This is a genomic window from Alishewanella sp. d11 (assembly GCF_049390205.1).
Taxonomy (GTDB): Bacteria; Pseudomonadota; Gammaproteobacteria; order Enterobacterales; family Alteromonadaceae; genus Alishewanella.
In genome coordinates this window covers 1,930,786-1,954,675 of record NZ_CP186547.1, presented here as the reverse complement: position 1 = coordinate 1,954,675, position 23,890 = coordinate 1,930,786, and the positions used below count along the sequence as shown (strand labels likewise).

Below are 23,890 nucleotides of genomic sequence, written 5' to 3'. Positions count from 1 at the left end.
CCTTATAAAATACGCGTTCTAGCGAAGTGAATGATTTTGGTAAAGATTTCATTTTGGCTAAGTATTAGGCAAAGTAACAATGCCTCAGCCTCCTTGTTCTGACCAAGCTAACTCAGGCCTTTTCAGTCATGGCTTGTTCGCGCCCGCATCCCTCCATAAACCGCTAAATTTGCTAAAAGATTAAGAAAAATATTGTCACGCCATAACTTTGTGATACTTTTAAAAATGATCGATAAAATAGTGCATGGTGTTGAGTGGCAGCAGCAAAAATTAGTCCCAATCAAATTAAAATTGGTTATTTTATTCAGCTGCCTGTTAACTGGTTGAAGCATCCTTTTATCACCAATAAATTTAAAATCGCCACCTTAGAACAAATCGCCATTATCCAGAGTCTTGCTTTGGAGTTTGTGTATTTCTTTCCAGAAAAAAGCACTATTCTTCCTGAGACGCCCGCCAGCGAAACTGACACAAATGTACTGCAGCAACAGGCCGCATCGTTAAGAAGTGAACTAGAACGCGAAAAGAACACACGGATTGAATTAGCAAAGGAGCAACGACGGCAGATCCAGCGCACCGAAAAAGCCTTTGAACAATCCATGGTGCAGATCCGTAACATTATGGCGAAAATAGGCAGTCGGCCTTTGCAGGCTATGGACGAAGCCAGAGAAATGATTCATCAAATTGCAGATACTATTGTTAACGCCGACGCCTTGGTTTTACATCTCATCTCGCAAGCAGGAAAAGATCAAGAAAACTTGTATTATCATGCCCTTAACGTGTCAATCTTATCGATGATGCTGGCCAAAAATTTAAGCTTTTCCGAAGAAGATATAAAATTAATTGGCTTAGGCGCTTTATTTCATGATATTGGTAAACTCAAAATCCCTACCCAAGTATTGCGAAAAACAGAAGCCTTAACGACGCCAGAACTTAACCTACTAAAATTGCATACTAAATACGGTGTCGAACTACTGAAATTAACGGAAGCCTTTCCGATTCATGCCTTGGACATTGTGCTGCAACATCATGAAATGCTCGATGGCTCTGGCTACCCAAGTGGTTTAACCGCCAATCAAATTGACAAAAGAGCTAAGGTAGTGGCGGTGGTCAATGAATTTGATACCTTATGCCATCCGCAAGATCAAAGTAAGGCGCGCTCACCACATCATGCTATGTCTTATCTCTTTAAAAGTATGAAAGGCAAACTTGAGCAAAACTACATGGCTGCCTTGATTAAAATGATGGGCGTTTATCCGCCAGGGACAGTCGTAATGCTTACCGATCAACGAGTGGGCCTGGTGATGTCGGTAAATAGCGAGAAAATACTTTACCCTAATGTGCTCATTTATGACCCGCATATTCCTCGGTTAGAAGCACCGGTAATTAGTCTGGAAGAGGGTAAGCTTGCTATCGATAAGGTGATCAAACCCAGTGCTTTGCCCAAAGCCATTTATGAGTACCTCAATCCAAGGGCGCAAATTAGCTATTACGTGCAAAATGAGCAGGGTTAAGCATCAGAACCCATAAAAAAACCGCACGACCCTAAGATCGTGCGGTTTCTCGTTATTAAGGGAGTCAGCCGATAAGCCGGGTTTTGTGCTCTGTTACCAGAGTAGCAATCATTCCTCTAGGACTTAAGTCACCTTAAGCCTCAAGCAATCTACCCGCCCCCAACGCGGGCCGCGCCAAAGGGGGCCTATTTGATCTTGCTCCGGGTGGAGTTTACCGTGCCACGAACTGTTACCAGCCGCGCGGTGCGCTCTTACCGCACCCTTTCACCCTTACCTGATCCTACTTGTAAACAAGCAGGCCATCGGCGGTTTGCTCTCTGTTGCACTGGTCGTAGGCTCACGCCTCCCAGGCGTTACCTGGCACCCTGCCCTGTGGAGCCCGGACTTTCCTCCCCTTGCTTGCGCAAGCAGCGATTGCCTTGGCCGACTCCGCTGCGGATTATACGTGAGAAAACCCGCGCTGGCTAACCTAAATCAGCTTTGCCAGCTCAACGCTAACTGATAAAGCGCATTTTTCTTTTCATTATGAATTTGTGCAGTTAACGCAGCCGCTTGTTTCAACGGCAGTTCTGCCAACAAAATTTTTAAGGTACGCTGCACCGCTTCACTAATGTCCTCGTCGACTTTAGTTGGCGCAGGGGCGATCATCAGTACCATTTCGCCCTGACAACGCTGTGGATCTTCGGTTAACCAAGCGGTGATATCTGCCGCTGTGCCATAAGCAAAGTGTTCAAAGGTTTTGGTCAGCTCTTTCGCTAGCACCAGCTGACGCTCAGCACCAAATACGGCGACCACATCTTGTAACGTGTCCAAAATACGCCGCGCCGTGTCGTAACTAATAATGGTACCGGCAGCATCAGGTACTGCGGCTAACTGGGTTTGCCGTTGGCTGGATTTAGGCGCCAAAAAGCCGATGAACTGGAATTTATCAGTGGGTAAACCGGCAGCACATAGTGCGGTTATTAGCGCGCATGGGCCAGGGATTGGCACTACCGGTACACCGGCTTCACGGCATAATCGCACTAAACTGTAACCAGGATCGCTAATAAGTGGCGTACCGGCATCCGAAATCAGCGCAATATCTTCACCCGCTAAACATTTTTCAATAATACTGACCGCACGCTGCTTTTCATTGTGATCATGTAGGGCCAGCAATCGGTTGCTAATACCAAGATGCTGTAAAAGTTTACCACTGTGCCGCGTATCTTCAGCTGCGATACAGCTAACCTGCGTTAAAATACTGATAGCACGTTGGCTAATATCGGCCAAATTGCCAATTGGCGTGGCCACAACATATAAAGAACCGCTTTGTTTGGTCATATTTCGCTATTTATTTGAGCTTAACGGGTAGTGTCAGTAAGATAACACCATTCAACGACTATGGTACTGCGCATTGTGAAAACCAGCAAACTTAAGCCACTTTTTATTGTTACTTTGGCAGCACTGCTTAGCAGCTGTGCACAAAATCCTCCTGCATCCATAGCGCCAATGGAAAATATGCTTACACCGCCACCAGAGCAGAAAGTGGAGGTTACTCTTAACGCTGAAGAAATGTTTGCACTTACAGCGCGATACCAGGGTGAAGCACAGCAACTGTATCTGCTAACAGTAGCAGCAAAAGCCCTAGCAGAACAAAACAGTGAACTTGCCTTGGCCATTACCGACACTTTACGCCAAAGTGAATCTTCTATTGTGCGCCAACGCAATCAACTGCTGCTATTACAAGCTTATTTGCAACACAACGAGCTGGCCTTAGCTGAGCAATTAGTATTACAAACGTCATTATCGCAAGTACCTGTCACAGATCAACCGGCGTTTTTATGGCATAGCGCCGAGGTGTTCCAGCGCCAGCAACGTGCCTATCCAGCAGCAAGGAATCTACTGCGGCTTGATGCGTTAAATAACAGTTCCGCTATAAGCGCTACCTATCCTGACTTAACAGAACAGCTATGGCAGCAACTGAGCGCAATCAGCAATACCGAATTAGCTAATTTGAAAGTGGGCGCTAGCTCAAGAACCCTAGGCTGGATCAACCTACTTGAAACCGTACGAAGTTATTTGGGTTCCCCTGAACAACTTGCGCTCGCCTTAACGGTTTGGCAGCAGCGCTATCCACAGCTACCTTCCTTAGCAACTTTACCGCAAAGCTTGCAACAACAACTGGCACTAGAGCCTTATCAACCTAAGCGAATTGCAGTTTTATTACCATTGACTGGGCAGTTTCAGCAACATGCTAAAGCAATTCAGTATGGCTTACTCGCAGCAGCCTCTTTTGACTCTGGTAGCCAACGGCAACTGATTTTTATTGATAGCCAACAATCTATCACTGAACTGCAACAGCAACTTTCAGCCCAGCAGATCGATTTTGTTATTGGGCCCCTGCTGCGCGAGCAAGTCGAGGCAGTTAACCAATTGGTTGATTGGCAGTATCCAACGTTATTTTTAAACAGTCGCGATAATCGTTGGGCCGAACAACCAGATCGTTTTTACTTTGCCTTAAATATGGAAGATGAAGCCACGCAAATGGCACAGTTATTTGCTCAAAAAAACTATAAACGCCCAGTGGTTATTAGTGCTCGCAATAGCATCAGCCAAAGGATGCAGCAACAATTTGCCCGACAGTGGCAAGCTTTGGGACATGACGCCCCGCAGAGCTTTCAGTTTGAAGCTAAACAAGAGCTTGACGCCTTAATCACGCGTTTATTAGAAACCGATAGCAGCCGAGAGCGGATCAGGCTGATTTCAGGATTAATTTCTGGAAAAGTAGAGAGCGAAGCACATAGCCGGCAGGATATAGATGCGATTTATTTATTAGCCGATCCGATCCAAACGCGGATGTTTAAACCCTTTGTTGATGTTTCCGTCAGTCAGAACGCTCCGCGCCTACCCATTTATGCCAGTTCACGCAGTTATAGCAGTGCAGGTGACGCCAATGATTTACGGGATTTAAATGGTTTGACTTTTACTGAAACGCCTTGGCTATTAAATGAACAACATACTGCAATGGTGAGAGAGCAATATCTGCAATTATTTCCTGAACAAGATGAAACTCTGCAACGATTATTTGCCATGGGTTATGACGCCTATCAACTTATTGGTAGCCTGAAACAACAGCAACAACTCCCCACGCTCAGTTACCCGGGCTTTACCGGTCGGCTGAGTGTGAACAAAGATGGTAGCATTAACCGTCAGCTGAGCTGGGCTAGCTACCGGAATAATCGTTTAAATACGATACAGGAACCTTAACCTAGGAGAGCATAATGAACGAGCTAGGTCAGTACTATGAACAGTTAGCGCTCACCTACTTGCAGCAACAAGGCTTGCAGCTCGTGGCACAAAACTTTCGCTGTAAAATCGGTGAAATTGATTTAATTATGCGCCAACAGCAATGCTGGGTGTTTATTGAGGTAAAATACCGTGCGAGCACAGCCTATGGTGGCGCGCTGGCGGCAATTAGCCGCAGTAAACAACAAAAAGTTTTAGGTGCGGTGAAATATTACCAATTGCAGCATCGCTTAACCCAACAACCTTGCCGAATAGATGTGCTGGCTATAGAAGGGCATGCCCCATACCAGTACACTTGGCTGCAAAATGCCTTTAGTTAACAGGAACCCGCATGCAAGAACATATCAGACATCTGTTTAGTGAAAATATACAGACCATGATCGCCACCAGTGAAGCGCTGGCCGGGCCGATAGAAAGTAGCGCCCTGACGATCGTGAACACCCTGATTAATGGGGGAAAGGTGATATGCTGCGGCGAAGGTGCCAGCGCAAATTTGGCCAATCATTTTGCACAATTATTACTAGACCAATTTGAAACGGAACGCCCTTGTTTACCGGCGTTCGCCTTACAAAGCGATAATTCGAGTTTACAACCAGTCAATCAACAAAATCATGACTATTTAGCACGTCAGGTTCGTGCACTTGGCCAAGCAGCGGATATTTTGATTGTTATTTCGTTAAGTGGTGCAGAGCAAAGCCTGATCCGCGCCACCGAAGCCGCTTTAACAAATGATATGAAAGTGATCGCACTTACCATTGATAATAGCAGTGAATTATCAGGCCTTCTGAATCAGCAAGATATTGAACTTAAGGTCCCTGCTCATCGCCCTGCTCGAGTGATTGAATGCTATACCTTTTTACTGCACTGTCTTTGTGAACTCATTGATATGACGTTGTTCCCACAGCAAGGAGAATTTTAATATGTTGAAATTAGCTAGCCTATTAGCCGCCATTCTTTTACTTCAAGGCTGTGCGGCTGCGGTTGTCGCTGGCGGTGCTACCGCAGTAACAGCCGCAAATGATCGACGTACTCTAGGCTCACAAATTGATGATAATGGCATAGTTATTCGGGCGCGACGGGCCTTAAGCGAAGACCCGACCACGTCGACCGGAAGCCACTTAAATGTCACCAGCTATAATGGTGTAGTGTTATTAACGGGTCAAACGCGTACTGAACAAATTAGAGAGCAAGCTCAGCGCCTAGTGCAAGACTTACCCAGTGTCAAAATGGTGCACAACCAAATACGGATTGGCAATAATACCTCGTTAACAACCCGCACTCGCGACAATTGGATTGGCGCGAAAGTAAAAACGCAATTGTTAGCAGATGAGCAAGTAAGCGGCTTAAACATAAAGGTTGTGACTGAAAATGCAGAAGTTTTTTTGATGGGTCTGGTAAGTGGTGCTGAAGCCGATAAAGCTGTCGATATCGCTCGTAATGTTGAAGGGGTGGTACGAGTAATTAAAGCCTTTGAAACTCCCTAAGTGGCATGGCGCAGGGTAAAGTAAGCTAGGCTGGCTTTACCCTGTTAAACTTAACATTGCTGCAAAGATTTAAGCACTTTTGAATGAAACTCGCGATGCTTCAATACCAATAACACGATCACAGTTGCCGCAATAAATAGTAGATTATCAATAAACCAAGTTAATGCTGCCAGTGAAAAGTACACGGCTCTTAACCCATAGTTAAAAGAATGTCCTGCCTGATCAATCACTTTTGCAGCTCGGTTTGCATAGATTTCTTGCTCTTCGGCAGCCATAGCACGGCCATCTGGTGCCGCACCGATTAACACACCACAAAAACCATACTGGCGTAATGACCACGTAAATTGGAAAAAAGCGAACACATAGATTAGCGCTAGCAGCAAAATTTTAATTTGAACTTGTGCTTCGGTTTGCATACTCCAAGGGATCAGCCCGCTCAACATGATACTTAAGCGCTCACTCGAGGTGAGTACTGTTAACAAACCGGCCAATATTAACAAGCAGCTGGAAGCAAAGAAGGTTACATTGCGTTCCAAAGTAGAAATGAGCCCGACATCGGCCATTTTATTGTCACGCTTGAGCATTTGCTGCATCCAATGATTCCGCTTGCGGCGCATCTCAAAAGACAAACAACTGACCACTTTGGCGCGACGTTTAGCATAAAGGGTATAGCCGCCCCAAAGTAGGCTAAACCAAATTAACGCGATAATATCAATGATATTCAGCATACTAGCTCCAAGTGGGCGTTTAAAACAGCGAGTTTACACCTAAAGCGAGTGTCTGTGTTCCCCCCAATAAAAATTATCTTTATCCGACTAAATAGGTGCCAGTACCCAACGCAATATGCATACCCTGTTCATTATGAAGCTCCATCCGGCAAACCGCGACTTTGTTACCCGCACGAATGACTCTGGCACTGGCAATAAATTGCTGACCGCGACCCGGACGCAAATAGTCAGTTCGAATATCAATAGTACTCATTTTGCCAAAGCGTTCATGTAACTGTTCGGGCGCGATCTGACTGACCCGACCTAAAGCACTGGAAACCGCCATTAGGCCACCAGCCACATCCAGCACTGAGGCAATCACGCCGCCGTGCAAAATTTGCTGTAACGGATTACCCACTAATTGCGCAGACCAGTTGAAACGCACTTCGGCTAATTCGGCATCGAAACGTGTGACTTCTATGCCAATCAGTTTATTAAAGGGCATTTCGTTAAAAACACTGGCGATATAAGGTAAAAGTTGTTCGGGTGTCATTTCTTGCTCACTGGTTAGACCTTTACCCCAGTGTACTGCGCTTATTCAACACTGCAAAGCGGGTTTAACTATAACTTTACGCCATTTCTGCATAGAATATGCGTTCTTATACAGGAGATAGTCCGTACGTGCTTGAGCAACTGCTACCCACCTTAAAGCAAATCTTTGGTTACGACACTTGGCGCGATGGTCAAGCAGAGATCATGAGTGCCACCTTAGCGCAGCGCGATAGCTTTGTGCTGCTGCCAACGGGTGGCGGTAAATCCTTATGTTATCAACTACCCGCTTTGCATTTACCTTTTGTGACGGTAGTAGTTTCGCCTTTGATGTCGTTAATGAAAGACCAAGTAGATGCGCTAATTGCCAATGGTATAGCGGCTGCCTTTGTCAACAGCAGCCAAAGCCGTGAAGATATCCTTGAGGTCTTTGCAAAACTGAGACGTGGTGAGCTAAAACTGCTCTATGTCGCGCCAGAGCGCTTGTTACAACCGAGCTTTCTAGAACGCTTGCGCGACGTTGGTGTCAGTTTATTCGCCATCGATGAAGCGCACTGTGTATCGCAATGGGGTCATGATTTCCGACCTGATTATATGGCACTTGCCCAGTTAAAACAGGCCTTCCCGCAGGTTCCAATGATGGCGCTCACCGCCACAGCCGATCCAGGCACACAGCAAGATATTGTTCAACAACTGGGGCTGCAGGATCCCTTAGTGTATCGTGGCAGCTTTGATCGCCCAAATATCCGCTATACCGTACAGGAAAAATTCCGACCTTTAGAACAATTATTAGCGTATTTAACGCAACAAGAAAACAACAGCGGCATTATTTACTGTAGCTCCAGACGTAAAGTCGACGAGCTGACAGCACAACTGCAAGAACGCGGCTTTAAAGTCGCGGCTTATCATGCAGGGCATGAGGCCGCGCAACGCGAGCAAGTGCAAGATGCTTTTAAACGCGACGATATTACGATCATTGTGGCGACCGTTGCTTTTGGCATGGGTGTGAATAAACCTAACATTCGCTTTGTAGTGCATTTTGAGCTGCCGCGCACTATTGAAGCCTATTATCAGGAAACTGGCCGCGCTGGGCGTGATGGCGTTACCGCAGAAGCGTTACTGCTGTTTGATCCCGCTGATATTGTGCGGATGAAACGCTGGCTAGAAGCAGAAGAAAACCCACAGCGGGCTGAAGTCGCAAGACAACGCTTTCAATCCATGGCGGCTTTTGCCGAAGCTCAAACTTGTAGACGGTTAGTATTATTGAACTACTTTGGCGAAGCCAGACAACAACCCTGTGGCAACTGCGATATTTGCCTTAATCCGCCCACCCAGTTTGATGCCACTGAGACTGCACAAAAAGCCTTATCTTGCGTATACCGAGTTAACCAAAGCTTTGGCTTGCATCATGTGATTGAAGTTCTTCGCGGTAGCCAAAATCAAAAGATTCAGGAACACGGCCACGATAAGTTATCAACCTGGGGACTGGGTAAAGCATTAAGCCATGACTATTGGTTGAGTATCTTCCGGCAACTGATTCACTTTGGCTTATTACAACAAGATATTACTCAGCACTCGATATTACGACTATTACCGGCGGCTCGGCCTATTTTACGTGGAGAGCAAAAATTACTGCTCGCAGTACCTAGATTGCAAACAGCTGCAAAAAGCCAGAGCAAACCTAGCCAGCAAAACTATGATCGTGTGTTATTTGCAAAACTACGCAGTCTGCGTAAAGCACTTTCAGAGCGAGATGATGTACCACCCTTTGTGGTGTTCAGTGACGCCACCTTGATTGATATGTGCCAAAAACTCCCGACCGACAATACCGCTATGTTAGCCGTCTCAGGGGTAGGTTTTACCAAACTCAGTCGTTATGGCAAAGAGTTTATTCAAGAAATTAGCGATTATCTGGCAAATTAAGTCGGTTATTTGCTAAAGTGTCTGTAAATAAATCGTTTAAACTGCGTAAGCGTGAGGTTTTTAATTGTCAGTATTTACCGCCTTTTGCCGGATTATGATGGTTTGTGTGGTCGCCTTGCTCACGTTAGTCCAACACAGCTATGCGTCGATAAACCTGTCACAACAATTACCGATACCCCAAGCAGAGCTTTATTATCAACTCAGTGATGCAGAACTGACTATTGCAAGCCTCACCGCTAACCCAGCTTTAATGCACAATTTTAGCCCATTACCACAGCAAACAACGCTTCGTACCAACGAACAACAAGCCTTATGGTTACAAGCTAAAATCACCAACCCCTATCCAGAACCTTTTGATGCAGTAATAAGCTACCATTTTTTACCTGCAGATCGCGTAAGCTTCTATAAACTCGATCAAGATGCCCCCAGTGCAACACTGTTAGGACAAATGGGCAGTGATTTTCCTTTTGCAGAGCGCCCCTTACCCCTGAATATTTTTTCGCAACCGATTCGGCTAGCGGCGGGTGAGCAAGCGACTTTTTTACTCCGGCTACAAGATGCCGCCTTACTGGGGACTGAACTCAGTATTAGTACTCTGCCACAGCTTTTGTTAGACCATCAACAACAACTAACGAATAACAATTTAGTGAATGGCGCCCTAATGCTACTGGTGTTGTTAGCAGCATACCGCGGCTTGCAACAGCAACAGAGCGCACTCTATGCGCTCGCAGGCTTTTACTTAGCGTTCTTACTGGTATTAAATACACTTAATGGCATCGCTTTTAGCTTGTTATGGCCAGAAAACCCTGAATTTAATCCCGTTTTGCTTTATATCAGTGTTGGCCTAGCCTTAGTGTTTCTAACTTTGTTTAACCGCAGCACACTGCCAAATAATGCAGGACGATTTGCGCGCTACAGCAATACCGGCTGTTTGTTAGTTGCATTAGCCTTGCTCTTTAGTCCGCTCTATGCGGATGGCGCACTAAAATTAAAACTATTATTTTCCGCCGTATCAATTATTTTAACAGCAACAGTACTACAAGCCATTTATACCAGCTTAACCAGTATTATTCGCTATAGTTCGCGCTTTTCATTGCTGGCTGCGGCAGCCACCCTAAGCTTATTATTAGTACAAACACATTACCTGAGTAGCTTTGTGTATTGGAGTAATGTTGGCTTGTTTTTGTTAATTAGCGTTAGTGCAATACTCCTACTCAACCTGCCCAAAGCGGAGACAAGCCGTCCTGACTGACTATATTTTCAACCAGCTATTGCTTATCGCTACCTGCCGCTCGTAAAATAGCGACGCGGCAAATCGTCGTTTCTTTTTGACATATCTTTTATAGTTATTTCGTTCGGAGTCTTTATGCAACGGCTGCGTGAATTATCGCGTCGTGTTGAGGCTGTGTATGGCGAAATGGCGGACACATTTTCCGGTTATCAACAAGCGAGCGGCTTAAGTTGTCGCAGTGGTTGTGGTGAGTGCTGCACTCAACCTACTATTGAAGCAACCGTACTGGAAATGTTGCCCCTAGCTTTACACCTGTTTGATCAGGGTAAAGCAGAGCAAACACTGACACAACTCGAAGAGTTACCAGAAGTATCAGGGTGCTTTTTTTACCATCGTCTTTCTTTTGACGGTAAGCAAGGGCAGTGCTCAGTTTATCAACAAAGGCCAAGTATTTGCCGGGTGTTTGGTGCTGCGGGTTATCGTGATAAGCAAGGCAAAGCGGCTTTGTCTGTCTGTAAAATCATTAAGTCAGATAAGGCAGAAAAATACCAACAGCATCTGATTATGTTAGGTGATAATCCACCACCTATGATGATGAGTGCAAAAGAACAGGTAAATGAATTGGATTACAGTTTAGGTGCTAAACATTATCCGATTAATGAAGCCATGCGTTTAGCCTTAGAAAAGGTCTTATTTAAAGCGTATTACAGTGATTTCACTGACGACCAGCAAATTGCTTAAGCTGGCGGCTGGCACAGCAGCTTTACTGTGCCAGCCGGTCAATTAGAACCCTGCTAACACAATTTTACCTATCGCCTTACCGCTTTCCAACAGGGCATGTGCTTGCCGCAAGTTACTGGCATTTATGCAGCCAAACTCCTGCTGTAAGGTACTTCTAACTTGGCCTTGCTCTATTAGGCGAGCTAAGTCAGTTAAAATTTGTTGTTGTACCTGCATATCGGCCGTTTGAAACATGGAGCGGGTAAACATAAATTCCCAATGCAGCGAAATACTCTTTTGCTTTAAAGGCATAATATCTAAGCCACCACTAGGATCATCAATCAAGGCCAGCTTGCCTTGTGGAGCCAGCGCTTGCACAAGTTCAGCATAATGCACATCGGTATGCGTCAAGCTAGCGACATGACTGACAGCCTCAATACCTAAGTGTTGTAATTGCGGCAATAAAGGCTGACTGTGATCGATAACATAATGCGCGCCTAACTCCATTACCCAAGCTTTACTTGCTGCGCGCGAGGCGGTAGCCACTATGGTTACTGGGGTCAATTTTCGTGCTAGTTGCAGTAAAATTGAACCGACGCCACCGGCGGCCCCCGTCACTAATAACACGGGTTTTGGGTGCTTTAAACTGGGCAAGCCGAGTTCTAATCGATCAAAGAGTAACTCCCATGCCGTAAGCGCGGTTAATGGCAAAGCAGCGGCTGCAGTAAAGGTTAAATTGGCCGGCATTTTGCCTACAATACGCTCATCTACCAACTGATACTCAGCATTAGAACCTTGACGTTGCAAAGCCCCAGCGTAATAAACCCGGTCACCTACGGCAAAATGGCTAACTTTTTCTCCAATTGCTACCACCTCGCCTGCGGCATCCCACCCTAAGACTTTATATTCACCTGCTGGGGGTTCGGCTCTCTTGCGTACCTTGGTATCGACTGGGTTAACTGAGATGGCCGCCACTTTGACTAAAATATCGTGGCCACTGGCCACCGGCCGTGGTAACTCAATATCCAATAAAGCTGCTGGCTCACTTATTGCCAGTGATTTTTGATAGCCTACCGCTTTCATCATGTCTCCTTTGCTTAGTTAGCACCACATTAAACCCGTCAACTGATTGGCCTGCCTATCGCTCAAACACGGCTAATTGTGAGCGCAGAAGCGCCATACGCGTATCCAGATTGGCCGTTAGCGGCCTGACCCCGATTTTTAATCCTAACACGGTCAACGTGATATCGTTACAGAGAGTCAGACAGTCTTGTACTTCTTGCTCCGTCAGCCAAGAGCCCGCTTCACCGATACTGATTTTGCTGCCAGCCTTGATCGGCTGATGGCTATCTTGCCAAGCACCGTAAGCCGTAGCTTGATCGGAAATCCCCGAAAACATCAGTCCTTGTAATAACCCTTTCGCTTTCGCCGCTTGCAGATGTTGCCTAGCGCCATCCAGCGCACGCGTTTCTAACACTGAACGTCCCCAATTAATCACCACACCCAGCGGTTTGGTGGGTTGCAGCTGTTGGTTAACAGCCGCTAATACCTCTAGTTCGTCTGCTAACGATAAAAATCCTTTCGAGGGCACTTGCTCTGGCAAGTAAGTATCACAATGCTCCAACAAGACTTGCGCGCCATGCCAATCCCAACTGAGTAAGGTCGCTAAGGAAGCCTGCAAAGCGGCAGCAGAGCTTGTCGCCTTGTGTTGAGCAGGGGCACTGTGCAGCATGATCGCGGTGACCGCTTGCTTTCCAAGATGCTGGTTCAGCTTAGCAATGGCAAGGTTAGCTTGCTGCATAAACGCAATAGCCGCGGCACGGCCCGTTTCATCTATCGAGGCTAAACCGAAGTGTGGATTTTGTGCAAGCGCATTCATCACGCCGGGAATAGTCGTAAATACATACTTCCAGTTAGGATCTATGTTGGAAAGAAACCAATTATCATCATGGCCGTGCAATGCGCCAGTAAAAGGATGCTCTAAGCCTGTCAGTTGCGGTAAGGTTTTTAATTGTTGATAGTAGGCGCTCTCCAATTCAGGATCCCAGCCTGAAACATTAGGAGAGGCCGCATAGGCGCCTAGAAATAATGTCATAATGCAGTCTTAAAGATAATAATGTTGCTTATCATAGCGTTTTTTCACAGAAAACGGCAGCGGCCAGTAGAGATTGTCACTGCAGGCTAAAGTGATTAAACTCGACCGCCTATTACCTATTTTGCTGACTCAACTCAAGGATATCGCATGCGCTGTTTACGTTTGCTGTTACTCACTTTGGTAACGCTATGCTGGCTTACCGCTTGTTCAAAAGAACCTCAAACCACCGAGATAAAGACAGCTGATAGCGCAATTACCGCGCCTGCACGGATCTTTGTTGAAGGGCAACACTACCGCACCTTAAGCCAGCCGGTGTTAGAACCGACCTTAAACCGCTATCTAACAGAGTACTTTTGGCTTGGGTGCCCACACTGTCAGAACTTTGAACCTGTACTGAAAGGGTATTTGCAAGATCGTCCTGAGGTGAGCTTGGTTCGAAAACATCCTGCGCTCGGTGAGCGCTGGGCCTTTGATGCGCGTGTTTATTATGCCCTAGCCGAAAGTGGTCACGCGGCATTAGCCACTGAGCTGTTAGCGTTTTATCAAAGCACCCGTATCGCGCAAAACAGCTTGCCTGATGCTGAGGCAATTACTGGCTTTTTTAAAAAACATCAGCTAGACCCTGAGCAACTCAATCAGCTGGCAGGCAGCGAAGCTGTGCTACAGGCCATGGAGCAAGCTAATCGCGAAATGCTGGATAATCGGATCAATGGTGTGCCAAGTATCGTGGTAAATGGCCGTTTCTTAGTAAATGATACTCAGCCAGAGGATATGAAAACGACTGAAGACTATTATCAGTTATTGGATTATTTACTCGCTAAACCTTAAACCAGCACCATGCAGGCTGGAGCGGACCAGCTGACGCTGCTCCGCTTGCCTTCCTCCCCACTTACAAGCTCTTATCTACTTTTCGAACTAGTCTTCAGGGCTCGATAACGTGAACACTAAGTGCTTACGTAAATCTTTTAATACGATACCTTTTTTTAGTAATAAAGCACTTAACCTTTTTTGCCACAGCAAGAGTTGTGGCTGCGCTTGCGCTAAAGCCGCTTGCTCAGCCAGTTGCAGCCGCACCAATAACGAGCCAGGAAAGGCCTCGTACTCCATACTAAACCAACACTGTACGGTACCCGCTAATTCGGCGAGCGCTTGTTGCTCTAAGGTGTTGACTGCCGCCAATACTGCAGCTTGTTGCTTTAATTGTACTTTAGAAAGTTTTTTCAAAATAAACCTGCTTTCAAAAACGCGCCTGTATTGGAACAGACCTAAAAAACCTCACACTTACCCTAGACGGCTAGCGCTAAATCCTAAATATAGACTTAAAGATAATCAGCAATACTGACTTCATCAATTTGCGAGGGATGCAAAAATTTTTCGGCGTAGTCTTTATACACCCCGCTTGTTAAAAATAACCGAAATAGCTCGCCATCAATATGCTGCTCTTTTTGCATGAAGCTCATAATTTTGATGGCTTCGCTCAAGGTTTTGGCTTTTTTATAAGGCCGATCTGCCGCGGTCAGGGCTTCAAAAATATCAGCAATCGCCATCATCCTCGCGGTTAATGGCATTTGTTCTTGCTGCAGTCGCCGTGGATAACCGGTACCATCCATTTTTTCATGATGGCCACCCGCAATAATCGGCACATTACGCAAGTGCTTGGGATAAGGCAACTGTTCCAGCATAATAATGGTTTGCATAATGTGTTCGTTAATTTTATAGCGCTCTTCCTCCGTTAAGGTACCGCGCGTTATGCTTAAATTGACTAATTCGCCACGCTGATATTTATACTGGGGCACCGTCATCTGAAAGCCATAACGGTCTGCATTATCCAAGTTATCGCTAGCAGTTCGTTCAATAATATGTTCAGGCTTATCGGCTAACAGGGGTTCACTTACCGGCAATTGTGGCTCAGGTTGACGACTTTTCCGGGCTGCTTCTTCCCAAGAAATCCCTATCCGATCTGACAAGGTGCGCAACCAACGTTTCTCCGCAATATGCTGTAAACGTTCAATTTTGTCTGCCGCCATAAATTCGCCGCCCAGATTACATTCGGCGACAAAGACAAAATCCTCATCTAACTGTGTGAGTGTATGTGTTAATTGCTGCTGTAAGGCAGTTGCATCGCCGCCTTGCAGCATCGCTTTGAGGCAGGTAATTTCGGCATCCCGCTTCAGTACCTCAAAACGCATACGAATTTCATGAATGCGATCGTACAGGGTTTCCAGTTTTGTCGCTTTATCGACCACATATTCGGGTGTTGTGACTTTGCCGCAATCATGTAGCCAGCTAGCAAAGTGCAACTCTTCCCATTGTGCTTCGCTAAGCTGGAAATCTTTGAAGGATGTCTGGTTATCACAAGCCGCCTGCGCCAGCATTTTGGTGAGCTCTGGCACGCGTTGACAATGCCCTGCGGTATAGGGTGACTTGGCATCAATTGCCGACGCAATTAATTGAATAACACTTTCCAGTAACGCCTTTTGTTGTTGGATCAGTTGTCGGTTTTCTAGAGACAGCCCCGAGAAACCAGAAATCGCCTCAATAAAACTCAACCAGTGTTGCTGAAAATGTTGTGTCAGGTCATCTTGCGCCAAGCCAAGCAGCAGCACTCCCAAGGTTGAACCGCCACGTTCCACCAACGGGACACAGACTAATTCAATCGTATCCTGCTGCAGGAAGTCGAGCGCATCTGGTAAGGCATAGCTTGCCAGCTGGACTTTAGATACTCGAAATAAGCGCATGGTATTTGCCTTAATGGCCTGACTGATTTCTGGGATCTGCTGTTCGCCCGTTAAAGCAATAGGTAACAGTAACTCGGTTAAATCCAGACAACCTTGCTGTTCATTCAAGTACAGTTGCGACAAACTGACCTGCAAGCGCTGACTGTTTTCGTCCAATAAGTATAAGCTGGCGAATTGTGCGCGGCTGACTTCACGGGTACGACTGACAACGAGCTGCATCAATTTTTCGAAGTCTTTTTCAGCTGAGATCGCCGTGATCATGGTGTTGTAATGACCAATGGTGCGCTTCATCAACTGCATCGACTGTTGCAAATCAGCAATCTCTTTAATTCTGGAGCTTTCCGACACCTCAGCCGCAAAGTCAAAATGGGAGATGCGATCAGCCTGTTGTGCTAAACGCTGGATCGGTACGGCGATACGCTGGGCGGTCCACCAGATCAATGGCAGCGCCATCACCAACAACGCCAAATTGAGCAATTGATTGTGCTGACGAATCGTATTGGCGCGCTGTAATAACTCCTGTTCCAGAAAAAATACCGTCAGTAATAAAGGGTACTCCCCCATATCTAGCCAAGTTGATTTACCAATCCACTGTTTATCCGCAACCTTTTGGCGAATAAGTTCGTCAACCTGATGCCCTGTTGTGAACAACTCTGCAAACAATGGCACCTTAAGATCAGCAATAGTCGGCAAGTTAGCATTGAGTACTAGATTATTTTTTAACGCAATATTGTGATAAGCCACCACCTCAGCTTGCGCTGTTGTCAGTAAAAGCTCTGTCGAGGGAAACGGCTGGACCCGAGCGAGTAGCTCAGAGAGATGACTTAAAGTAACATTGGCCGCAATCACTACACCCTGTTGATTCGCTTGGCTAATAGTGACACCCACCTGTTGTAAAAAATAAAACAAATAGGGCTTGGACAGCGTAGCCTTAGCGGAAGGAGGGACATACCAAGGACGCTCTCTGGCATCATAGTCGCTATTAAAACGCTCTGGCGCTTGTGTTTCCGTCAGGTTGGTATCAAAAAAATAGCGCGTTACCCGCGCCTGCTGCTCATCCTGCTCAATATGATCCACCACAAAATGCGTCTGGGCAGCACTACCAAAACGCTGTTGAAATTGCCCCATGCCGTTATGACGCACAATCAGTGACGCGCCATCAGCATAAGCGACTTGTAATGAATCTAACTGAGGATGCTTTTTAATGATGTCGGCTAATAGCCCTAAGTGACTCAACCGCGCGCTTTCGGTTTGCGCCCGCGTCACTTCGGCTTGCGTCAAAAAACCTACCGCGGTGGCAACCGGCAAAAACGCAATACTAAATTCTTGCTTAATATCTTGGCTGAGCTCTGCCACACCGTCTTCGGCCGCTAACGTAAAAATTTCTGTCGTTTGCTGATGATTAAACCAACCAGTAATAACGGCAAATAACAAGAATAAACCAATAAACAGTGTGGAGATATGAATATGAATGGGAACACGCTTCTTGTGCACTTACTTTATATCCTTATAGTAAAAAGGGGTCAGAGCTAATTATTTACCTTTATATCTTTTATTATTTAAAAACATAAACTTAATTAGCTCTGAGCTTAATTAGCTCCGACCCCTTTTTAGGATTAGCAATACTGCCCAGCAACCCAGCCGGAGGCCCATGCCCATTGGAAGTTGTACCCGCCTAACCAGCCGGTGACATCGACGACTTCGCCTATAAAGTATAAGCCAGGCTGGTTTTTTGCTTCCATAGTTTTAGAGGATAGCTCATGGGTATCCACACCGCCAAGGGTTACTTCTGCAGTACGATAACCTTCGGTACCATTTGGCTTAAAGATATAGTGGCTTAACGCCTGTTCTAAACGCTCAATACTTTTGGCATTAAGCGCTTTTAGCGGTAGGTTTTGAAATAACTGTAGCTCCAGCAGCTTTTCGACTAAGCGTTTGGGTAAGATCTTGGCTAACGCAGTTTTTAGCTCTTGCGCCGGATGCTGTTGTTGCTGCTCACTTAAAAAGCTGGCGATATCCTGCTCTGGTGCGAGGTTAATTATCAGTTCATCACCTGGTTGCCAGTAATTAGAGATTTGCAAAATAGCTGGGCCACTTAAACCGCGGTGGGTAAACAGCATATCTTCTGGGAACACTACCTCATTGGCTTCAGCCGTTACGGGTAGCGACACACCACTAATTTCTTCAAATACCGCTTTATCGCTGGGTTGCCAAGTTAGCGGCACTAAACCGGCGCGCACTGGCAAGACCTTTAAACCAAATTGCTCAGCAAGCTGAAAGCCAAAAGCGGTTGCGCCTAAATTGGGTAAACTTAAGCCACCAGAGGCAACCACCAAACTTTGACATTGCCGAGTCAGTTGCGGCGTGACTAGCTGGTACTGGCCATCGGCAAAAGTGACTGCCGTAATTTCTTGCTGCAAAGCAATTTGCACGCCGGCTTTATCGCATTCCTGCTGCAGCATATCAACAATATCTTTGGCGCTGTTATCGCAAAATAACTGGCCTAGGGTCTTCTCATGATACGGAATGCCATACTGCTGCACTAGGGCAATAAAATCCCACTGGGTATAGCGGCTTAGCGCCGATTTACAAAAATGTCGGTTTTCCGATAAAAAATTGGCTGGGCTGGCGTAGATATTGGTGAAATTACAACGGCCACCGCCTGACATCAGAATTTTCCGACCTATGCGTTTACCATTATCAACCACTAAGGTTTTCCGGCCGCGCTTCGCCGCTTCAATAGCACAAAACAAGCCGGCCGCACCGGCACCTATGACAATCACATCCCACTGCTGCATCTTATTTCTGCTCTGTTGTGGTTAAGGGCGTTGCTGCCGCCAACTGCTGTTGATAGCCTTGTTGTAGGCTTTGCCAATCGGCTTCCTGCCAGTTAAATACCGCTAACTTCCCCTTTTCTTTATTCAAGGAACGTAATAAGCGCGCTAAATTCTGCGCTGTCCATTCCCCTGGGCTGCGGCGGTTGCATTTATCAAAGTCGATTAGCCATACCTTGCCTGCGACATCCAGCATAATATTGCGGCAATTGAGATCCGAGTGATACACCCCCAGCTGATGCATTTGCGCAATAGCTGCGCCCACCGCTTGCCATTCGCTAGTGGTAATAGCGCGCTGCTGTAATATCGCCGCTAAATCTTTGCTATCAGGGATCAGCTCAATCAGTAAATCGGCGCGATAAATCAGGCCGCTACGCTGATAACTAGCAGCAACGGGGCGAGGTACGGCTAAACCTTGCGCCCTCATCCAGTTTAATAATTGGTATTCCTGCATAGCGCGGCTTTGCGCTACCGGCTGCAACCAAAACTGATCATGCAATATTTTCCCAACTAGGCCACCACGATAATAATGTCGCAGTACCAGTTTGTGCTCGCCATGCTGCAGAAAATAGGCGGTATTACGACCAGTTGAACTGCCAATCACCGCCTGTTGCTGTTGCCACCAGAGGCTTTGAAAGTGCTGGGCCGTGACGTCGTTAAAAAACTGCGGATCAAACCAATAGCTAGCAGCCGCTTGTGTTTTGCTCTGATAACTTGCGCCAACATTCTGGCCTGAGGCTAATGGCAGGGTTGGCTGAGGCTGGGTAACATCATGATTGGACATAGGGGTTCCTGTAAAAAGACTCGCTATTGCATCCAGCGTGCGCGCAGTAGCGCCCTGCTGCTGCAAGAAAAATTGCTGGGCGCGTTGCCCTTGTGCTTGCCGCGCTGTGGCATCGGCTAATAGCAACCGGCTATTGTCTAATAATGCCTGACTATCGGCTACCAATGCTACCGCTTGCTGTTGCGCTAATTGCCGGTAAGCCTCTTTAAAATTAAAAAAATGTGGTCCACTTTGCACCGCTTTAGCAAAACAAATTGCTTCGAGTGGATTATGCCCACCACGAGGAATTAAACTGCCGCCAATAAACACCAAATCGGCCAATTGGTACCATGCCAGCAGCTCGCCCATCGAATCGCCCAAGGCAATATCGGCAGTGATTGCAGGCACTATTGTGTTAGCGGTGCTAATGTCACTGCGCCGCCACAAACTTAAGCCCGCTTGCTGTACCAAAGTCGCCACCGCCGCAAAACGCTCTGGATGGCGCGGTACCAATAGCAGCAATAATGATGGAAATTGCTGCTTTAACGTTGGATAAAGCGCCAGCAATTGTTCGTCCTCACCGGCGTGTGTACTGGCCGCAACCCAGACTAAGCGCGGTGCAAAAGCCTGACGAAACTGCGTCAATACTTGCTCGGTATGCGTGGGGATCGCTAATTCAAACTTTAGGTTACCGCTGATTTGCCAAGCCCCAGCATAACCGAGCGCACGAAAACGTCTGGCACTGGCGCGATCTTGCGTTAATAACAGGCTAATATGCCCCAACAGCGGTTGTGTGAGCCAAGCAAAGCGCCGATAGCCGCGTGCTGAACGCGCCGATAACCGCGCATTCACGACCGCAACCGGTATGCGCTGCTTAGCACAAGCGCTAAGCAAATTCGGCCATAACTCAGTTTCTAAAATAACCAGTAACTCTGGCTGCAGCACACGTAAAAAGCGCTTAACGGCGCCAGGATAGTCTAACGGCAAGTAACAATGCTGCACACTATAACCAAAACGGCTGCGTAAGGTCGCCGTACCGGTTGGGGTCGTGCAGGTGACAGTAAGAGGTTTGTTAGGATAGCGCTGTTGCAGCTGTTGGATCAGTGGCGTAGCAGCAATCACCTCGCCCACCGAGACCGCATGCACCACTATACCACCGGAGTTCAGCTGCTTTGCGGTTAATCCAAACGCAAAGCGCTCGGTCAAGCGCTGCCGGTAGGCAGGATCTTTGCGCGAACGGAACAAAAAGTAACCTAAAATTACAGGAGAAAGCGCATAGAGCAGCAATGAATATATAAATACAGTCAATATGATTAATCACCCAAAAACAGTGCAAAACGCCATTTAGCGGCAGGCTTTAGTCAAAAGCAGAAATAGTATACCATGGCTGCATAGTTGCTGCCCTGTCCAGCTGATCAGTTAAGAACCTCACCCATGAAAATTGTTCATATTATTTTGACTCATAGTTTCGCTGGCAGCGAGCGTTATGCTGTTGAACTTGCTAATTTACAAGCAGCACAACAGCATGATGTGAGCATTATTCTTCACCAACGCGGCTGTGAAAATCGACCTAACGCTATTGCCCAGCGCGTATCTGACAAAGTAAAAATATATCAAGTGTCTGGATTTAAGCTGTTAGCCATTTATCGAGCACGACGCTTATTAAAAACACTCAAGCCCGATGTTGCGCATGCGCATCTCAGTGCAGCTTGCCGCGTGTTACATAGCTTATCTGGCTTATGCCTACGTGTTGCAACCTTACACATACACTATAAAAAACAACAGCATAGCAAACTTGATGCGCTCATAGCTATCGCACCATGGCAGCTAGCGGCCATTCCTGAGAATTTAAAAAAACATAGTATTCAATTGGATAATTGGTCAGAAGCACGCTTACCGTCAACTGATGCACGGCAACGTTTGCGCGCGCAATATGGCATAGCCGAACAGGATATTGTGTTTGGTACCTTGGGCAGAGTCGAGGAAAGCAAAGGGCAAGCTATTTTGCTTGCGGCCTTTTTAAAAGCCGCTATTCCTAATAGCCGTTTGGTGATAGTAGGTAATGGTAAAAATTGGCAAAAATTACGACACCAAGCACCAGACAGTATTATTATGCCTGGCTTTAGTAATTGCCCGCAGGACTGGTTAGCCTGTTTTGATGTCTTTGTTAGCGCAGCACGCACAGAGCCTTTTGGTTTAGTATTTTTAGAAGCGATGCATGCCAAACTGCCGATTATTGCCACCGCCTCTGAAGGGGCTAAATATTTGCAGCCATTGTTTGGGAATACGCTGGTGAGCATTGATAATATCGATCAACTCGCGGAACAGCTGCAGCAATATGCGAAACAATTGCCACAACCCGATTATCCTATGCAGCGCTTTGCACCGACGGCCAAGGTAACAGAAGTACTAGACTTCTATCAGCAACAGCTGAACAGCCGCAAAGCTTAGTTTGACAAATGCGTGCGCCCAGAAGGATTGGGCCATTTTCTCGCCCGCATTAAAGCCGAAAGGCCATAATGTTTAAGGTTATGTTGCAGATTAGCCCAGAAAAAGTACAGGCGCTGCCAATAAAAAACCCAACGATTATTTGGCTCACGTTTTTTGGTATTGATATTACTTTCAAAAGACAAATCAGGTTTGAAGATCAATGGCCATACCGCTTCTGCACGGATACCCAACTCAAAGGTATACTGTAACATCACATCAATTGGCCGGTAAAAAGGCACTGCCTTGGCCAGTAATTGTTGCGCGCCACTGTTACTGACCACCTGTGCTACCGTTGAAACAGGATTTTTCACAAAAGCCACTTTTTGCCAAGGCCCAGCTGCACTGGCTTGAATAATTTTTTGCTGCTTATTCGGCATAGCTAATTTCAGAAAATGCCAATCGCTAGGCAAACTACAAACATAGTTTAATAACCCGGCCAAATCGCCATTGACGATAAAATCATCTTCCAGAATCAGCGCAAAATCCAGTTGCTGCGCCACAATCTGCTGCCAACACCATATGTGACTGATATAGCAGCCTTTTTCACCTGGCTTTAGTAGTTTGTGGTAATGCTGCTGATTTAAACTTAGCGAATAATACTGATTCAGCTCAGCATCGCTCAGCACACGGCCATCGGCTGCACTGATCCGCTCAATGGGTAAATCTGGCCACGCGGCTAATTGTGCCAAGGCATGCTGGTATCGCTCTACCGAGCGATCCAGATTAATAATAAAAATTTTGTATTTCATAAGCGGCCTTACTGCCACATATCCTTAACCCATTGTACTGGTAGCACTCGGCGATACCACTTACCACTGATGCCGGCAATGGCATCTGGGGGATTAGGTTTACCATGGAAGGCAACGATTTTAGCACCCTTAGGGATTGTCGCCGGCTTAAACCAGTTCATAATGCCCTTCGGTAAACAATGCCGTTTAAAACTGACACACCAGCCCTCAGGCCAATACTGTAACTTTCCTTGCTGGGCTAAATTTTGCGTAACGAATTCTTGCTCGTTACGCACCTTTGCAAGCTCACGCTCTTTATGGTTTTTCAGCAAATCAATTAAGTCGCTGTGTGCGCCTATCTCATACCGATAAACAGAAGTATTGCCAGTGTCATCAGACTTATCCCATTCTTTAATAACGAAAAACTCCCCTTTCGGTTCAAAAAAGCAGTTAATGTTATCGACGATGACTACGTCGAGATCGATGAATAACGTGGGCCCTGTTAGGTCATACAAGGGATCAGCAAAGCTAGTGACTTTTAACCAGCCGTGACCAAAGCTCCAAGGGTGGCGCTCATCAAAATCTTTAAAACCAACGGCTGGGATCGGTTTGACTTCAATATGGCTCGCAATACCTGCAGCATCATCGGTTAAACAAATAAACCGAAAGGGCAGTGTTAAATTACGGCTGACCATCGAGTGCAGTTTATTGACATACTCGGGGCCATATTTTTTACCCCATTTGATACACAGAACATTGACCGTTTGCATAAAGTTTCCATGCTTGAATTTAATAATATAACAGTAGTATATACTTAACTGTTGGCGAGATG

Annotated in this window: 21 protein-coding genes and 1 other RNA gene; 10 read left to right on the top strand and 12 right to left on the bottom strand. The window is 46.4% G+C overall.

Going from position 1 to position 23,890, the window contains the following annotated elements; genetic code table 11:
• Positions 1-254 precede the first annotated feature (254 nt).
• Positions 255-1,511, top strand: a complete 1,257-nt coding sequence (locus tag ACO1PK_RS08795) for an HD-GYP domain-containing protein (protein ID WP_423185272.1) — start codon at positions 255-257, stop codon at positions 1,509-1,511.
• A gap of 56 nt (positions 1,512-1,567) precedes the next feature.
• On the opposite strand, the gene rnpB is transcribed toward ACO1PK_RS08795, so the two are convergent.
• Positions 1,568-1,942: RNase P RNA component class A (rnpB, locus tag ACO1PK_RS08790), an RNA gene on the bottom strand.
• Positions 1,943-1,985: 43 nt separating this feature from the next.
• A complete protein-coding gene (gene rsmI, locus ACO1PK_RS08785) occupies positions 1,986-2,831 on the bottom strand; it encodes a 16S rRNA (cytidine(1402)-2'-O)-methyltransferase (RefSeq protein WP_423185271.1) in 846 nt (281 codons plus the stop codon).
• A gap of 75 nt (positions 2,832-2,906) precedes the next feature.
• Here rsmI and ACO1PK_RS08780 point away from each other — a divergent pair, with 75 nt between their 5' ends.
• Genes ACO1PK_RS08780 through dolP form a run of 4 tightly spaced genes read left to right on the top strand, consistent with a single transcriptional unit; the run spans position 2,907 to position 6,280 of the window.
• A complete protein-coding gene (locus ACO1PK_RS08780; protein ID WP_423185270.1) occupies positions 2,907-4,757 on the top strand; it encodes a penicillin-binding protein activator in 1,851 nt (616 codons plus the stop codon).
• A 14-nt stretch (positions 4,758-4,771) separates the two neighbouring features.
• Positions 4,772-5,116: a YraN family protein gene (locus ACO1PK_RS08775; RefSeq protein ID WP_423185269.1), complete on the top strand. Its 345-nt coding sequence runs from the start codon at positions 4,772-4,774 to the stop codon at positions 5,114-5,116.
• Positions 5,117-5,127: 11 nt separating this feature from the next.
• Positions 5,128-5,715 (top strand): SIS domain-containing protein, encoded by a 588-nt coding sequence (locus ACO1PK_RS08770; RefSeq protein WP_423185268.1) that lies wholly within the window; start codon positions 5,128-5,130, stop codon positions 5,713-5,715.
• Position 5,716: 1 nt separating this feature from the next.
• Complete coding sequence (gene dolP, locus ACO1PK_RS08765; protein ID WP_423185267.1) at positions 5,717-6,280, top strand: division/outer membrane stress-associated lipid-binding lipoprotein; 564 nt, start codon at positions 5,717-5,719, stop codon at positions 6,278-6,280.
• A 50-nt stretch (positions 6,281-6,330) separates the two neighbouring features.
• Here dolP and ACO1PK_RS08760 read toward each other — a convergent pair whose 3' ends face one another.
• Together ACO1PK_RS08760 and ACO1PK_RS08755 are read right to left on the bottom strand one after the other, a co-directional pair.
• Positions 6,331-7,008: a DUF599 domain-containing protein gene (locus ACO1PK_RS08760; protein WP_423185266.1), complete on the bottom strand. Its 678-nt coding sequence runs from the start codon at positions 7,006-7,008 to the stop codon at positions 6,331-6,333.
• Between the two features lie 79 nt (positions 7,009-7,087).
• On the bottom strand, positions 7,088-7,540 hold the full coding sequence (locus tag ACO1PK_RS08755; RefSeq protein ID WP_423185265.1) for a thioesterase family protein: 453 nt from the start codon (positions 7,538-7,540) through the stop codon (positions 7,088-7,090).
• A 98-nt stretch (positions 7,541-7,638) separates the two neighbouring features.
• Here ACO1PK_RS08755 and recQ point away from each other — a divergent pair, with 98 nt between their 5' ends.
• The 3 genes from recQ to ACO1PK_RS08740 all read left to right on the top strand — a co-directional run bounded on the left by recQ (position 7,639) and on the right by ACO1PK_RS08740 (position 11,431).
• Positions 7,639-9,459: a DNA helicase RecQ gene (recQ, locus tag ACO1PK_RS08750; RefSeq protein ID WP_423185264.1), complete on the top strand. Its 1,821-nt coding sequence runs from the start codon at positions 7,639-7,641 to the stop codon at positions 9,457-9,459.
• 64 nt (positions 9,460-9,523) lie between these two features.
• Positions 9,524-10,711: a 7TMR-DISMED2 domain-containing protein gene (locus ACO1PK_RS08745; protein ID WP_423185263.1), complete on the top strand. Its 1,188-nt coding sequence runs from the start codon at positions 9,524-9,526 to the stop codon at positions 10,709-10,711.
• A 114-nt stretch (positions 10,712-10,825) separates the two neighbouring features.
• Positions 10,826-11,431: a YkgJ family cysteine cluster protein gene (locus ACO1PK_RS08740; protein WP_423185262.1), complete on the top strand. Its 606-nt coding sequence runs from the start codon at positions 10,826-10,828 to the stop codon at positions 11,429-11,431.
• Between the two features lie 42 nt (positions 11,432-11,473).
• Here the strand turns inward: ACO1PK_RS08740 and ACO1PK_RS08735 are convergent, their stop codons facing one another.
• Positions 11,474-12,493, bottom strand: a complete 1,020-nt coding sequence (locus ACO1PK_RS08735; protein ID WP_423188186.1) for a zinc-binding alcohol dehydrogenase family protein — start codon at positions 12,491-12,493, stop codon at positions 11,474-11,476.
• A gap of 55 nt (positions 12,494-12,548) precedes the next feature.
• The gene (locus ACO1PK_RS08730) at positions 12,549-13,505 is read right to left on the bottom strand and encodes a DUF4862 family protein (protein WP_423185261.1); all 957 of its coding nucleotides are present in this window, start codon (positions 13,503-13,505) and stop codon (positions 12,549-12,551) included.
• A 147-nt stretch (positions 13,506-13,652) separates the two neighbouring features.
• Here ACO1PK_RS08730 and ACO1PK_RS08725 point away from each other — a divergent pair, with 147 nt between their 5' ends.
• Entirely contained in the window at positions 13,653-14,333 is a 681-nt protein-coding gene (locus ACO1PK_RS08725; protein ID WP_423185260.1) for a DsbA family protein, read from the top strand.
• Positions 14,334-14,420: 87 nt separating this feature from the next.
• Here ACO1PK_RS08725 and ACO1PK_RS08720 read toward each other — a convergent pair whose 3' ends face one another.
• From ACO1PK_RS08720 to waaA, 4 genes are all read right to left on the bottom strand, one after another.
• Entirely contained in the window at positions 14,421-14,729 is a 309-nt protein-coding gene (locus ACO1PK_RS08720; protein ID WP_423185259.1) for a hypothetical protein, read from the bottom strand.
• Positions 14,730-14,824: 95 nt separating this feature from the next.
• Entirely contained in the window at positions 14,825-17,737 is a 2,913-nt protein-coding gene (locus ACO1PK_RS08715) for an HD domain-containing phosphohydrolase (RefSeq protein ID WP_423185258.1), read from the bottom strand.
• A 122-nt stretch (positions 17,738-17,859) separates the two neighbouring features.
• Positions 17,860-19,041 (bottom strand): NAD(P)/FAD-dependent oxidoreductase, encoded by a 1,182-nt coding sequence (locus ACO1PK_RS08710; RefSeq protein ID WP_423185257.1) that lies wholly within the window; start codon positions 19,039-19,041, stop codon positions 17,860-17,862.
• Between the two features lies 1 nt (position 19,042).
• A complete protein-coding gene (gene waaA / locus ACO1PK_RS08705; RefSeq protein WP_423185256.1) occupies positions 19,043-21,148 on the bottom strand; it encodes a lipid IV(A) 3-deoxy-D-manno-octulosonic acid transferase in 2,106 nt (701 codons plus the stop codon).
• Positions 21,149-21,274: 126 nt separating this feature from the next.
• Here waaA and ACO1PK_RS08700 point away from each other — a divergent pair, with 126 nt between their 5' ends.
• Positions 21,275-22,291 (top strand): glycosyltransferase, encoded by a 1,017-nt coding sequence (locus ACO1PK_RS08700; RefSeq protein WP_423185255.1) that lies wholly within the window; start codon positions 21,275-21,277, stop codon positions 22,289-22,291.
• Here the strand turns inward: ACO1PK_RS08700 and ACO1PK_RS08695 are convergent.
• Together ACO1PK_RS08695 and ACO1PK_RS08690 are read right to left on the bottom strand one after the other, a co-directional pair.
• Positions 22,288-23,079 (bottom strand): glycosyltransferase family 25 protein, encoded by a 792-nt coding sequence (locus ACO1PK_RS08695; protein WP_423185254.1) that lies wholly within the window; start codon positions 23,077-23,079, stop codon positions 22,288-22,290. The genes ACO1PK_RS08700 and ACO1PK_RS08695 overlap by 4 nt on opposite strands.
• Positions 23,080-23,087: 8 nt before the next feature.
• On the bottom strand, positions 23,088-23,828 hold the full coding sequence (locus tag ACO1PK_RS08690; protein ID WP_423185253.1) for a glycosyltransferase: 741 nt from the start codon (positions 23,826-23,828) through the stop codon (positions 23,088-23,090).
• Positions 23,829-23,890 lie beyond the last annotated feature (62 nt).

What these genes read in the sequence shown, in the direction of transcription:
- ACO1PK_RS08770 (WP_423185268.1), top strand. Translation starts at nt 5,128, where the DNA reads ATGCAAGAACATATCAGACATCTGTTTAGTGAAAATATACAGACCATG.
- ACO1PK_RS08735 (WP_423188186.1), bottom strand. Translation starts at nt 12,493, where the DNA reads ATGAAAGCGGTAGGCTATCAAAAATCACTGGCAATAAGTGAGCCAGCA.
- ACO1PK_RS08730 (WP_423185261.1), bottom strand. Translation starts at nt 13,505, where the DNA reads ATGACATTATTTCTAGGCGCCTATGCGGCCTCTCCTAATGTTTCAGGC.
- ACO1PK_RS08760 (WP_423185266.1), bottom strand. Translation starts at nt 7,008, where the DNA reads ATGCTGAATATCATTGATATTATCGCGTTAATTTGGTTTAGCCTACTT.
- ACO1PK_RS08710 (WP_423185257.1), bottom strand. Translation starts at nt 19,041, where the DNA reads ATGCAGCAGTGGGATGTGATTGTCATAGGTGCCGGTGCGGCCGGCTTG.
- ACO1PK_RS08755 (WP_423185265.1), bottom strand. Translation starts at nt 7,540, where the DNA reads ATGACACCCGAACAACTTTTACCTTATATCGCCAGTGTTTTTAACGAA.
- dolP (WP_423185267.1), top strand. Translation starts at nt 5,717, where the DNA reads ATGTTGAAATTAGCTAGCCTATTAGCCGCCATTCTTTTACTTCAAGGC.
- ACO1PK_RS08690 (WP_423185253.1), bottom strand. Translation starts at nt 23,828, where the DNA reads ATGCAAACGGTCAATGTTCTGTGTATCAAATGGGGTAAAAAATATGGC.
- ACO1PK_RS08695 (WP_423185254.1), bottom strand. Translation starts at nt 23,079, where the DNA reads ATGAAATACAAAATTTTTATTATTAATCTGGATCGCTCGGTAGAGCGA.
- ACO1PK_RS08700 (WP_423185255.1), top strand. Translation starts at nt 21,275, where the DNA reads ATGAAAATTGTTCATATTATTTTGACTCATAGTTTCGCTGGCAGCGAG.
- ACO1PK_RS08775 (WP_423185269.1), top strand. Translation starts at nt 4,772, where the DNA reads ATGAACGAGCTAGGTCAGTACTATGAACAGTTAGCGCTCACCTACTTG.
- ACO1PK_RS08725 (WP_423185260.1), top strand. Translation starts at nt 13,653, where the DNA reads ATGCGCTGTTTACGTTTGCTGTTACTCACTTTGGTAACGCTATGCTGG.
- ACO1PK_RS08740 (WP_423185262.1), top strand. Translation starts at nt 10,826, where the DNA reads ATGCAACGGCTGCGTGAATTATCGCGTCGTGTTGAGGCTGTGTATGGC.
- recQ (WP_423185264.1), top strand. Translation starts at nt 7,639, where the DNA reads ATGCGTTCTTATACAGGAGATAGTCCGTACGTGCTTGAGCAACTGCTA.
- rsmI (WP_423185271.1), bottom strand. Translation starts at nt 2,831, where the DNA reads ATGACCAAACAAAGCGGTTCTTTATATGTTGTGGCCACGCCAATTGGC.